Below are 12,340 nucleotides of genomic sequence, written 5' to 3'. Positions count from 1 at the left end.
AGGCGATGGAAGGCCACGAGAAGATCCTTCAGCGATACCTCAAGCCGGATCTGCTGATCGTCGACGACATGGGGATGAAGCAGTTACCCAAGCGATCAGGTGAGTACCTGTTCGAGATCATCATGCGGCGACACGAGCTTCGCTCCACGATGATGACCAGCAACAGACCCTTGGACGATTGGGGCCAATTGATCGGCGACGTTCCCAGCGCAACTGCCATCTTGGATCGCTTCCTGCATCGAGCGGAAGTCGTGCAAATCACCGGCAAGAGTTATCGTTTAGAGAAATCGAAAAAAAGTTCAAACGATACCAAAGCGCCCACCGGGTCCAAAGCCGAAGAATAGAAGGGCAAACAGTACCATTAAAGACATCAACCGATAAATGGTACCGTTTGAAGTGCAAACGAGTGGTACTGTTTCAAGCGCCAATTGACAACGTTTGTCTGGCAACTCGCCGTGCAATTCTATTCCACGCTGCGCGAGACGCCCGCCGTCTACTCTGTCGTGAGGTGCCTGATAACGTTTGCGATCATTGGCCCGCCATGTATTCTTATGGGAGCCACGCTACCTCTCTTGGTGCGATGCCGCATCGCCAGCGATGATTTAGCTGTGGCAAGTGCTCGCCTTTACGGCGTGAACACTCTTGGAGCAGCAGCTGGGGCTTATACCGTGGGTTTTCAGTTGCTTCCCGGGATCGGTGTTACGCAGACAAACATTGTTACAGCTTTTACGAACTGCGTCGTTGGCTTGTTGGCTATCATCACTGCACGCAGTGTGTACATCAAGGCACGTTGTTCTCCGACGGATGCTTCTGCGAACCAATCCAGTCCACTTCAATGGCCTTCCCATGAACTGCTTTCCACCAGCGCGGTGCCGCCAACGTATGTGATCTATGCGATTGCCGTAGTGACGGGCTGCGCCGCACTGATTTTGCAGACAGTGTGGAGCCGCCAGTTATCGCTGATTCTCGGAAGCTCAACTTACTCGTTCTCTGCGATGTTGGTTGTTATCCTGGTGGGGATTGGCTGCGGTAGTCTGTTGTTCGAGCATCTTCCATTCAGGCGACGCGACGCGAGTGTCATTCTTGCCAATGTTGTCACATGTCTGGCCGCTGCATCATTGTTGGGGTTTTTGGGGCTACCGTTTGCCGCGGATTTTGCGGCTGTGGCTGTTCCACTTCGCGCTCATTTTGGGGTGAACGCATTTGTCTGCGTCGCGGCGAGCGCCTTGGTGGAATTTCTGCCGGCAATGGCTATGGGGGTTCTGTTTCCGATTCTTGTCCATCTTTCAGTGATATCCAAGCGAGATTCTGTCGGGGCCGTTGGGAGTGTTTATGCTGCAAATACTGCAGGAACGGTGTTCGGGGCACTTTTGGCCTCGACTTGGCTCGTTCCGGCTGTCGGAACTCGTACGTCACTCCTTGTTGCCGTTGGGCTCTACTTGCTTATTGGGCAATTGTGCGCACTGATAAGTGTCCCCACCAGGAAGTTGATCATTCTGCAGTCCGTTGCGGGTGCGTTGATTGGTCTGGTGCTGGTGCAGGCTGATGATCCTCGTCGCATCAATATGGGGCAGTTCCTATATGGATATCGGAGTCTAGATCAAATCAACGACGAAGTGTTGTGGTTTAAAGAAGGCATGGCGTGCAATGTGTTGGTTACGAAGAATGCGGGCGCCGTTTCTTTTCGCGTGAATGGCAAAATTGATGGCGGGACGTCCGTTGACTTGTCAATGCAAGCGGGGCTGGCTTACTTACCTCGTTTTTTTAATCCAGATGCAAAGAATGTTCTTGTCATTGGGTACGGCACAGGCACAACTTCTGGTGCGAGTCTGCTTTTTCCAAACACCAGGGTCACGTGTTGCGAGATAGAGCCTGCGATTGTTTCTGCTTCTCACTTTTTTTCGCAAATCAATCACTCGGCGGAGAGTTCAAAGCAACTCAAGATCGTGTATGACGACGCCCGGGCATTTGTTCAAGGATCTCGAGAGCGTTTCGATATTATTCTCTCTGAGCCATCCAATCCGTGGATTGCCGGTGTCGCAAATCTGTTCACTGCGGAGTTCTATAAAAGTGCTAGCGCAAAACTCAATTCGCATGGGATTTTTGCGCAATGGATACAAACATACTCGTTTACACCAGATGACTACGCGATGATCGTGCAGACGATCTGCGAAGTGTTTCCACATCAACGACTCATTCGCATTTCCAGTGGTGACACCATATTGCTCGCGTCCAATGATTCATTTAATCGCGACGCCGCAGCGATGGAGCGGTGTCAAAAATTGGTGGATAGTTTACCCGTTGTAAAAAGTGATCTTGTTCGTGATTTTTCGACTTCTGATATTGTTCGTATTATTCTTACACGAACGATTCTGGACGAGGGTGGGCTTCGAACGTTTGTTGATACCTACGGCGATAAACGGCGAAATATGGATTGTGATTTGCAGTTGGAGTTTCGAGCGGCGCGTCATTTGTACGAAGTGAGGCAAAGCAAGGTGGCGCGAGCGATTCTTGGTGCCACTGACCCAGCCTTCCTCATTGAGCATTTTGAGCGATTGCGGGGCGCGAATCCAGAAGCATCCTTATTAAATGATCTCATCATGCTCTATTCAGGATTTAGTAATGACAAGATTGTATCGGAGCTTCTGAAATATGGTCTTACCAAGCAGCCAGGGGCGCCTGAACTCATTGCGAGCTATCTTATTTCAATGAAGGAAATAGATTCTGCATGGTTGGATCAATTGGCGACGTCGGATAGTGAATCTATAGCGTTTCACCTAAATCGCGTCGGAGTTGCATATTGGAATCGGAAACAATATGCCGAGGCTGTTAAGGTGTTTCGACGAATGTGCGATCGATTTCCTCAGTCTGCCACGAGTTGGGCCAATTTGGCAATCAATTGCAAACTATCTGATATGCAAGAAGCATCTGAGGAAGCGCGCCGCCATGCTGTCGAACTGGACGCTGTGAATCCAGTGATTCCGAGGCAATGATGTGCCTTTGGTTTAATTGATTCTCAGGAGAAGATTTCAGGAATTGGCTGGTACGTAAAACGGCTTCGTTGCGTCATTGGATTCTGAAGGATGGGCTGGTTGTTAAAGGTCGGAATCAAACCAGAACGCAGGCGCTTCGATGCCTCTTTGGATGCATCGAAGCCGTCCTCGGGCCGAACGTTTGTTGTTGGACACTCTTGCTTGAAAGTGGCGTGTTGCATGGCGAGCCGTGAGAGCCAACTCGTCACGGAAAGTCCGGTTGTGGCTCACGGCATTCCGTCGCACATCCGGGCTGACGATGCATTGAGAGTTCATTGCGCACAGATTGTGGGCAAGGTTGGAGCAATCACTTCTCGATCCTATTTCTACGAATATTACAATTGATCGGAATCTGTTTGTATGAAAGTCAAGTAGTGTCGCAGTCAATTGCCTGAAATTCATGGGTACTTGTTGTGAACGGCTTCGAGAATGTCCGAATGTCTGGAGGGTCCTGTCTCAAGCAAAATACGTACGTATCCCCGAGTTCGAGGCTCCTTGAAATTCATCTCACAGCTGCCAGTCACCGGGGGGCGCCGCGATCAGTCGTAGTCGGCGCGGTGCATGTGCCCGAACATCGTTGGAGCAAAGTTGGGTAGGTCGCCACGCTTTCGAGAATGAACACGGTCGAGGCGAATTGCCACCACGCCTGAGCGGGGCCGACGTGTCGCCCATGCAAGGACCGCGTTCGTGGTTGCCAACAGGAACACCACCGGCGAGACGAACGGCCAGAATCGCGTCGATGATCCGGTGTGTCCCGACTCTGCAAGCCGACGGCTCAGTGTCTCTCTGACAGCCAAACACACTGCCGTACTTCGGGAGAAGGTGACATGATTAAACTCCCCTGCACACGAGTGGATTGAAAAACGCGGACAAGTCTACTGACGAGGAATGTGCGGACCTGTTCCCGCACTTGAGTCTCAGTTGCTGAACTTCCGCAGTCGGGACAATTGAGTCAATTCCCGCGCGATTGGAAACCTGGTGCAGTTGTCGCGGCAATAGCCCGTTTTACATCTCTCCGAGTAGGCCCCAAAGCGAGGGGCATTTCGCATTGTTGGCCGGAGCGATTCTGATTTCCGACGAGTCTTCTAAACGTTTGGAAGATTGGACCGAATTGGTCCTGACACGATTGGCGGGGATCGTAAGATCAATCCGTGTTCGCTTCATGTGAATGATCAACACGCGTGGTCGGTGGCGATGAGGCGATCAATTTGCGGATTTGCGTTGAGTGCGAAGTTCAACCCCACGCCGGGGCATTGATCGAAGGGAGCTTCCAATCGTGTTCTCCATCACGCGCAGCACGGATGTCCTCTCGATGGAACGTGCCCTGCGGCTTTGCACGCGGTCGCGTTTTCGCAACGAATCCGCCCCTCACACGAAAGCGGTGGAGCAAGCATGTTGCTCAAGATGCCCAATTCGCTCATCTTGGTTGAATCGGGTTGAGCACACTTAAGTTGTTGTCAAATAAGATAATACGAAACAAATCGATCAAGGCGATCAAATTTTTATTGGGCCTGGTCTTTGACAATCCAGAAAAGAAAACGGCAATGGAACCGTTGCGCCACGCATACACGGATATTAGTAGGCTTTCACGCTCGAATCGGCATGTGAATGGGGCGAGTTGCATCGGTACGCGCCTGAACTATTCCTCGCAGTACTCGTCCAGCTCCGCATCGGGCTCGTCGACCATTGCTTCGGCGAGACGAGGACCTGTCAGGGTTTCGACGATCGCATATCGGCCGTCGCACCAGCGGGCCAGATCCACTTCCTTACAGCGGCGGCTGCAAAACGGCGCATAACTCACGCCCGAATCGACGGCGGGCGACACTGGTTTTTGACAAATCGGACATTCAGGCAATCGAACCATGTTCAATTTCCTTGGCTCTAAGACGCTCTGGTGTTGGTGTCGGCCGCGATGGCGTGGAAGTGTTTTCCTCGCGACCAGGTTTTCTCGCTACAATGCGTCCGCTCGGTAACGCTTCGTACACCCAGAAGTTTGCTCCAGCTGCCTTCCCGCTTTTCTGAAACCGAGACCGCACGAGGCGTTACCAAGCGGTGCTTGGTAACGAGGAAGCTCAAAAACGGTAGCTTGGGGACGAGGAAATCCCTGTTTTCAAACGTGACAAGGCGCTAGTCCGATTTCTTGCCCGAATCGCTTTTCGGCGACGATCCCGAGTCTGGTTTCGATGACGATTCGCCACCTGACGCCTTCTTATCCGCTTCGGCAGCCTTCTTGTATGAATCGCTGCGATAGTCGGTCAGATAGAAGCCTGAACCTCGAAAAATCAGCCCGGCTCCGCCACCGATCTGACGGCGGGCTTTCGATTTATTGCATTTTGGACACTTCTTGGTGGGTGCCGCTTTAATCGATTGAAACTCTTCCCATACGTGATCACACGCATCACACTTATAATCGTAGGTGGGCACGCCCCTCGCTCCTGCTTTTCGTGACTTTGATCGTTTTCAAATCCGGTGATCGTCTTCAACTCCCGTGGCACAGCCACTCTGCTGGCAAGGTTGGAGGCTCCACTGGAGACCCTTAATCCTATCAGCAAATGTGTCGTCGGGCGAATTCATCTCGATATTTCTGGTCAAATCGAGTGACGAAGGCCTTGTCCGTGACACGGATCGACGAAAAGATGGCGCGGAATCCTCGTCGTCGGGCTCCCACAATCGGCATTTATCCGTTCCACGCCCCGCGGAACGGCAGCTTAGAATCTCAGGTCTTGTCATGAGTCGTCCTGAATTTCAATTGATTGACTGGATTCGGTCGCGTGTTACGGATCGCCCCCCGGTCAGTCTGGGGATTGGGGATGACGCAGCCTGCCTGCAACCGACCGGCGATCGCGCCACATTGGTTGCGATCGATATGCTGATGGAGGGGACTCATTTCACCTTTCCTCCCGCGACGCCACGTCTGGCAGGGCGAAAGGCGCTGGCCGTCAATCTCAGCGATATCGCTGCGATGGCGGGGCGACCCACGGTCGCCTTTGTTTCCGTGGCACTCCCTAAAACGGAGGGGATGTCATTCGCTCAGGAGGTTCACGAGGGCCTGTTGCAGCTGGCCAACGAATTCGATGTCGTCGTGGCTGGCGGCGACACCAACAGTTGGACTGGGCCGCTGGTCATCAGCGTGACTGTGATGGGTGAACCTTTGGGGCCTGTTCCCGTTTGCCGTCAAGGTGCGAAGCCGGGCGACTGGCTATTTGTGACGGGAGCATTGGGGGGTAGCTTACCGTCCGGACGACATTTGACGTTTACGCCTCGCGTGCATGAAGTGCGGCAACTGGCAAGTTTGGTGGAAATCCATGCGATGATTGATATCAGTGACGGACTGGCCGCCGACTTGCATCATATCCTCAAGGCCAGCCAGGTGGGGGCGGTCTTGGACGCCTCTGAGATCCCGCTGACCGATGCGGTTCGCAATGCGCATCGACGAGATGAAGTCAGTGGGGCGGGCTCCGTCCAGGCTCAAAAATCATTCGATATCGAGAATGCTAAGGTGCCTGACTTCTTGACGCCAGCGCCCCTGTTCCGCGGCCTGAGTGACGGAGAAGATTTCGAATTGCTCTTTAGCGTCTCTCCAGAGGACGGTCGCAAGTTGCTACGAGACTGGCAATGCCAAACGGCCGTGACGAAGATTGGAGAGATCTGTCGTGGTGACCAATGTCAGCTGAAATTTGCGGATGGGACAATTCAACCGCTGCCGCCGATCGGATGGACCCACCCGTTGAATCAATGAATCCGTTTCATATCGTCACGAGTCGCACGAAGTCCGTGTTCGTCATTGATTCTCAGTTCGAATGGACCATTTTTGTATGTCCCCTTTGCCGCGATCACGAGTCTTGTTTGTCATCGGCACGATGGGGGGCGGCGGTGCCGAACGGCAGGTCGTCGAGATCCTCAAGCGGCTTGATCGTGCACGTTTCGAACCAATGCTCTATTTGGCGATGAAGCAGGGTGAGCTTCTGCCCGAAGTTCCCATGGATGTCCCGATTTTTGCGTTTTGGGATGAGACACCCGAAAGCGGCGGCCGAAAACTGCTTCGGAAGCTGAAGCTGACGCGATTCGTGCGATACTGGCATTTGGCGCACATCCTTCGCCAGCAGAAGATCGACCTCGTGTACGATCGGACATATCTTGCCACACTGGATGCGGCTGGCGGTTGTCTGTTGCGGGCAACGCCTCGGATTTCGTGCTGTGTCGTTGATCCGAAACCTGAGTTGGAACTGCACGCCCGCGGGTCGAAAACGCTGTGGTGGTGGTTTGCCCGGCGTGCGTATCAATCGGCGAAAATCGTCTTGGCGAATTCCGCAGGACTCCGTGAACGAATGATCGAGTACTTTCGGCTTGATCCGGCTCAGGTTCGCGTCGCGACCAACATGCTGCCCGGTATCGTGACCGAAACCGATTCAGTGCCCACCGTTCAAGAGAATGTGCCGTTTCTTGTCGTGACCGCGGGGCGACTGCACCCACAAAAAGGGCATCGCGATCTCGTGCAAGCGATCGATGAGCTTGTTCATCGCCAGGGGCGTTCGCTCAAACTGATCATCTTCGGTAAAGGCGAAAGCGAAGCCGAACTACGCGGCTTGATTCAAACTCTTCAGCTTCAGGATCACGTCAGGCTCGCAGGATTCGTCGCCAATTCCGTGGCTCACTACCGACATGCAAATCTCTTCGTGCTTTCGTCGCTGTACGAAGGCATGCCCAATGCCTTAGTTGAGGCTGTGGCCAGCAGAATTCCCTGCGTCTCGACCGACTGCCCCAGCGGCCCTGCCGAGATTTTGGATCACGGTCGGTTGGGGGCGTTGGTCCCCCCCGGTGATGTGGCGGCCATGGCGGCCGCGATCGCCGACGTAATGGACCATCCCGCGGAAGTTCGGTTGCGAACCGAAGCGGCGCGCGAGCACGTCCTTGAGATGTTCAATCCAGAACGGGCAATCAAGCGGTTGGAGGAACTGTTTGAGGAAGCGCTCTCGACGCGTTGAGTGTTCGTGCGAAGGACGCGTGATCCATGAATTCGTTTTCAATGCGGTGTGCGAAAGCTACCATTCAATCACCGAAAGGTATGACGATCGAAGTTCTACAGGAGGAACGACAATGGTCCGGATGATTGTGTTGGTGATGGGGTTTTTCGCACTTGCGGCGACAGCGGATGCGGCGCTTCAGTCGAAGACGGTGAAGTACAAACATGGCGATGTGGAGTGCATCGGCTACCTTGCCTGGGATGACGCGATCCAAGGGCCTCGGCCTGGCGTGCTGGTCGTTCACGAATTCTGGGGATTGGACGCCTACGCGAAGCGACGAGCCAATCAGCTCGCGGAACTTGGATACATCGCGTTCGCGGCGGATATGTATGGAGAAGGAAAACTTGTCGATCATCCGAAAGATGCCAGTGCGCTCGCCGGCACGGTGCGGATGAATGTCGAGGATTGGCGCAAACGCGGGACCGAGGCATTGGACGTCCTGAAGTCGCAGCCAGAATGCGACAAGACAAAATTGGCTGCCATCGGATACTGCTTTGGTGGTTCAACGGTTCAGCAATTGGCATTCGCCGGTACAGATCTAAAGGCCATTGCCAGTTTTCATGGTGCACTCGTGGTTCCAACGGCAGAACAAGTGAAGGCTGTCAAAGCCAAGATGCTGATCTGCAACGGTGCGGACGATTCGTTTATCTCGGCCAAAGTCATTCAAGACTTCAAAGGCGCATTGGACCAGAACGGCGGGAAGTACGAGTTCATTAACTATCCCAACACCGTCCACAGCTTCACGGTTCCGGAAGCGGACGAAGTCGGCAAGAAATTCGGTATCCCACTGAAGTACAACAAAGAGTCTGATGAGAAGAGCTGGGCCTCAATGAAAGCGCTGTTTAAGGAAACTCTCGGGAAGTAACCCCAAGCGAGGCTTCTTTGTGACGCACAGGCAAACGGCCGTCGATCATGTTCAATGATCTGCGGCCGTTTCCGCTGCACAAGACACTATTCGTGTCCATTCCGGCAAGAAGTTTTCGGAAGCCGGCTATTTGTGTGTTTGATACAACAGACCTGATCTTGACCAGAATTCTGGAATCTGGGAGAAGGCCGACCTCCCATTTTGTATTTCCCCTTTGTCAGACTGTTGAACGGACGCGGCCCTTCGTGTCGGTTCGCCAAGGATGGCACGCATGTCTCGGGCAGATTGCACCTTTGTGTGGATTCTCATTCTCGCATCTGGCATGGCCGGCACGAGTGCTGGCTGTGCGCATATGATGGAGAATCGCGCAATTTCCGCGTTCGCCAAAAGCCTTGAGGCGAAGGATCTTGAACGTCTGAAGGCGACGACGTCAGATGATTTCAACAAGCGGGCTTTGCGCACCGCCGAATCACTCGAAGATTTCAAGATTCTCAACCTTCCCGACGGCAAAACGTCCATCGTGTCTGTGGAAGAAGTGGGTGACGATAAGAAACGCGTCACCGTCCAAGTGGGTGAAAACAAGAAAGAGATCTTTTACGAACTGGCCCGCGACTCTTCCGGCAAATGGGTCGTCGACGACATCTTCTTGAAGCAAAAGCGTAAAGGGATTGAAGCCTACAAGTCCGTTTCTGAGCAGATGGACCTCCTGCTGACAGTTCGAGAATTCATGGATGCCTGGTCGGGCGTCGACCGTGAAGAGATCCTGGCGGTGGCATCACCCAAATTCCGCGCCTCGCTTTCCGAATTGCCTCCGTCATTTCTGGCTCAGGTCACCCGTCAGGTGACGAGTGGTAAGCCGAAGAGTGGAAAGTTCCACCCGCAGGCTCACATGAACGAAAAAGATGCGGTTGTCAGGCTGCCACGGATGACCGGTGAGACGGTGTTGACGATGGAACTGAGAAAAGGACGATGGCAAGTCGCCAACGTCGGAATCTCTTCCAAGGACGAGGATGAAAAGCTGCCCTCCGTTTATCATCTGGCCCAAGCGGTGAATCGCTGTCTGGAATTCCTCGGGGCTTATCAGCACGAAGACAAAGAGAAGCTCGGTGAGATCTGCTCGCCGGAGTTCTTTAACGGAAGTCTTTCGCTGGCCGACTTAAAGCAGGCCAAGCTCCCTGAACCACAGTTGCCCGAGCATGAGCTACAGGTCCGTCTGAGAGGCAATCGAGCCGACTTCACGCTGCGGAATTCGACAGAGTTCGTTCAGATCGACATGCAGCGTCAGGCCGACGAACTGACCGACACACCGTCCAAGTTCCAAGTTTCCGACGTCACGATCTATGAGATTGAGACGAAGCAAGAAAAACGTCTGTCGGCACTCTTTACCGCGCAAGGTATGCTGGAAGTCTTTATTGATGCACTTTCGCGACGTCAGTTGAACGAAATTAAGCACTGTGCGACGCAAGATTTCGCCAATCGAGTCTGGAGCAAGTTGAACGATGCGACGGCCCCTGCGATGCCTTTGGACTGCTTCGATTCTCCTGACGTCGAATACGTCTCGGCGACGTTTAAGGGATCGCTGACCAAAGTCGAAGTTCGTCAGGGGGGCAAGCCCTTTACTTACTCGTTAACGGATGAAGGCGGTCGGTTCATGGTCGACGATATCGAATGGCAGATGTCGGGTGTGCCGTCGTCCGTCAAAACGACTCTTGAAGTTCTAATTCCGATCCAAGACTTTGCGTCGGGGATCACGCTCGGACGTGATCCAGATCAGCAGGACGAAGCGTTAGATCTGGTCCGAGCGAACTCCTCGAACGATTTCAACAAGATGGTTTGGGCTCAATCCAAGTTCATTCCGAATTCGGGTATGTCGGCGGATACGTTCTTACAAGCTCCGCTCAAGTCGATGGCCATGAGCGAAAATGAAGTGACGGTGGTGCTGGGTGACGGTCGCTATGGAGCGAAGGTCACGATGCGACGCGAACACAATCGACACATCGTCGACGATGTTGTTTTGATCGCTGGCCAGCAAGAATCGGAGAAGCTGTCACTAAGATCCACGCTTAAGACTCAGTTGGCACGAGGTGAAGCGCGGCCTCCCGAAAAACTGCCAGCAGGGCCAGGCGAGTCACGAAATATCGTCCAGGCGAGTTTCTTGCAGGCCCCTGATCGCCAGGTGAAGCAGGCGGTTCTGCAAGTTTCCGGCGACGATGAAGAGCCTGCGGCGATCCCGAACGGGGCGTTGATTCCGCCACGCGAACTGGATCTCGATGAACCAGATCCCTTCGATGACGAACTCGTTCCCGTTCCTCAGCAGGACGAACCTGACTCACGCGATCCGAAGTGATCGCTCGCGATTTGGGGCAACGTGTTTGCGCACGGCTCACGCGTGGCAGGAAATGCTGAATCGTCGCGAATGTTTCAATTTTCGCCCTGAATCGTCAGCACCAGCGATCGCTGTCCGCCGTGATTACGGTGTTCGCACAAGTAGATCCCTTGCCACGTTCCCAGGCACAGACGGCCATTTGTAATCGGGATCGTTAGCGATGATCCCAGCAGCGACGATTTGACGTGAGCCGGCATATCGTCGGGCCCCTCACAGGTATGGACGTACGGAAAGTCTTCCGGAGCGATCGAGTTCAACGATGCTTCCAGGTCCCGTGGCACGTCTGGATCGGCGTTTTCATTGATCGACAGTGAGGCCGACGTGTGCTGAATGAACACATGCAACAGGCCAATTCGTGTTTCCTGCAGTTCGGGCAGTGCATGAACCACATGATTGGTGATGAGGTGAAAACCTCGACGAAATGCAGGCAGCGTGAGCCGCAATTGATGCCAGGCCATGACTCGCTTTCAAGACTTCAGTGTTCGAGTCACGGAATGGCTGTTGCCACGGCGTAACCATTCGATGGGCGGGTCCAGCCGTGCGACGTTGATATGAATGACGCCAAGCACTTCGAGCACACGTTCCATCGGCAGGCCGACGTCACGTGCCCACTCGATGACTTCCAGATCGTTCATCACGCGCAGGTGATCCGCTTTCATCAGCTCGATGATGACCAGCGTCAAGCGGTCATCTTCGAGAATTGCCCGCAAGACTTTGGCAAAGTCATCGTGCGAGAACTCGTACCAGCGTCGCACGCCTTCAAGATGCTCAAGCCGTCGCCAGCGACAGAAACGCCACCAGAAACGCCCGAGCCAATCGACAACCGCAGCATGCCCGACATCGCGGCGAGCCTTCTCACTTTCAATCCATTTGTGTCGCTGGATTTCATCCCAGGCGGCCGGCAGCAGGCTGGGAACTTCCGCTCCCAGCCAACACTGGTGCTCGGGTGATTCACCGTCGGTCATTTCCTCGACAGGGCTCATTCCGACTCCTTGCATTGTGACATGGCATTGCCCGACGCATGAACAATGCT

10 protein-coding genes are annotated in these 12,340 nt (G+C 53.9%); 6 read left to right on the top strand and 4 right to left on the bottom strand.

Going from position 1 to position 12,340, the window contains the following annotated elements; translation table 11 throughout:
- The coding region (locus OSO_RS0112455; protein WP_010583649.1) for an ATP-binding protein at nt 1-344 on the top strand (344 nt) is incomplete at its 5' end.
- A gap of 111 nt (nt 345-455) precedes the next feature.
- Entirely contained in the window at nt 456-2,993 is a 2,538-nt protein-coding gene (locus tag OSO_RS0112450; protein WP_157605160.1) for a fused MFS/spermidine synthase, read from the top strand.
- A 1,678-nt stretch (nt 2,994-4,671) separates the two neighbouring features.
- Here OSO_RS0112450 and OSO_RS43265 read toward each other — a convergent pair.
- Entirely contained in the window at nt 4,672-4,896 is a 225-nt protein-coding gene (locus OSO_RS43265) for a DNA gyrase inhibitor YacG (RefSeq protein ID WP_010583644.1), read from the bottom strand.
- A 263-nt stretch (nt 4,897-5,159) separates the two neighbouring features.
- Nucleotides 5,160-5,456 carry an FmdB family zinc ribbon protein gene (locus OSO_RS0112415; protein ID WP_010583643.1) on the bottom strand — a complete coding sequence of 99 codons (297 nt, stop codon included), beginning with the start codon at nt 5,454-5,456 and terminating at the stop codon, nt 5,160-5,162.
- Between the two features lie 304 nt (nt 5,457-5,760).
- On the opposite strand from OSO_RS0112415, the gene OSO_RS0112410 reads away from it, so the two are divergent.
- The 4 genes from OSO_RS0112410 (at nt 5,761) to OSO_RS0112395 (ending at nt 11,268) form a co-directional block, all read left to right on the top strand.
- The gene (locus OSO_RS0112410) at nt 5,761-6,771 is read left to right on the top strand and encodes a thiamine-phosphate kinase (protein ID WP_010583642.1); all 1,011 of its coding nucleotides are present in this window, start codon (nt 5,761-5,763) and stop codon (nt 6,769-6,771) included.
- A gap of 76 nt (nt 6,772-6,847) precedes the next feature.
- Nucleotides 6,848-8,017, top strand: coding sequence for a glycosyltransferase (locus OSO_RS47865; protein ID WP_010583641.1), 1,170 nt, complete (start codon nt 6,848-6,850; stop codon nt 8,015-8,017).
- Between the two features lie 112 nt (nt 8,018-8,129).
- Nucleotides 8,130-8,921: a dienelactone hydrolase family protein gene (locus OSO_RS0112400; protein ID WP_010583640.1), complete on the top strand. Its 792-nt coding sequence runs from the start codon at nt 8,130-8,132 to the stop codon at nt 8,919-8,921.
- A 271-nt stretch (nt 8,922-9,192) separates the two neighbouring features.
- Nucleotides 9,193-11,268: a hypothetical protein gene (locus tag OSO_RS0112395; RefSeq protein WP_010583639.1), complete on the top strand. Its 2,076-nt coding sequence runs from the start codon at nt 9,193-9,195 to the stop codon at nt 11,266-11,268.
- Nucleotides 11,269-11,342: 74 nt separating this feature from the next.
- Here the strand turns inward: OSO_RS0112395 and OSO_RS0112390 are convergent, their stop codons facing one another.
- Nucleotides 11,343-11,765, bottom strand: a complete 423-nt coding sequence (locus OSO_RS0112390; RefSeq protein WP_010583638.1) for a secondary thiamine-phosphate synthase enzyme YjbQ — start codon at nt 11,763-11,765, stop codon at nt 11,343-11,345.
- A 9-nt stretch (nt 11,766-11,774) separates the two neighbouring features.
- Nucleotides 11,775-12,290 carry a hypothetical protein gene (locus OSO_RS43255; protein ID WP_010583637.1) on the bottom strand — a complete coding sequence of 172 codons (516 nt, stop codon included), beginning with the start codon at nt 12,288-12,290 and terminating at the stop codon, nt 11,775-11,777.
- Between the last annotated feature and the right edge of the window lie 50 nt (nt 12,291-12,340).

The sequence above is a fragment of the Schlesneria paludicola DSM 18645 genome, from assembly GCF_000255655.1.
Lineage (GTDB): Bacteria > Planctomycetota > Planctomycetia > Planctomycetales > Planctomycetaceae > Schlesneria > Schlesneria paludicola.
Note: the sequence above shows the minus strand (reverse complement) of the source record. Positions and strands in the feature narration are given on the sequence as shown.

Bases quoted from the DNA above. Each gene is read 5' to 3' on its own strand.
- OSO_RS43265 (WP_010583644.1), bottom strand. From the start codon at position 4,896: ATGGTTCGATTGCCTGAATGTCCGATTTGTCAAAAACCAGTGTCGCCC.
- OSO_RS0112410 (WP_010583642.1), top strand. From the start codon at position 5,761: ATGAGTCGTCCTGAATTTCAATTGATTGACTGGATTCGGTCGCGTGTT.
- OSO_RS47865 (WP_010583641.1), top strand. From the start codon at position 6,848: ATGTCCCCTTTGCCGCGATCACGAGTCTTGTTTGTCATCGGCACGATG.
- OSO_RS0112400 (WP_010583640.1), top strand. From the start codon at position 8,130: ATGGTCCGGATGATTGTGTTGGTGATGGGGTTTTTCGCACTTGCGGCG.
- OSO_RS0112395 (WP_010583639.1), top strand. From the start codon at position 9,193: ATGTCTCGGGCAGATTGCACCTTTGTGTGGATTCTCATTCTCGCATCT.
- OSO_RS0112390 (WP_010583638.1), bottom strand. From the start codon at position 11,765: ATGGCCTGGCATCAATTGCGGCTCACGCTGCCTGCATTTCGTCGAGGT.
- OSO_RS43255 (WP_010583637.1), bottom strand. From the start codon at position 12,290: ATGAGCCCTGTCGAGGAAATGACCGACGGTGAATCACCCGAGCACCAG.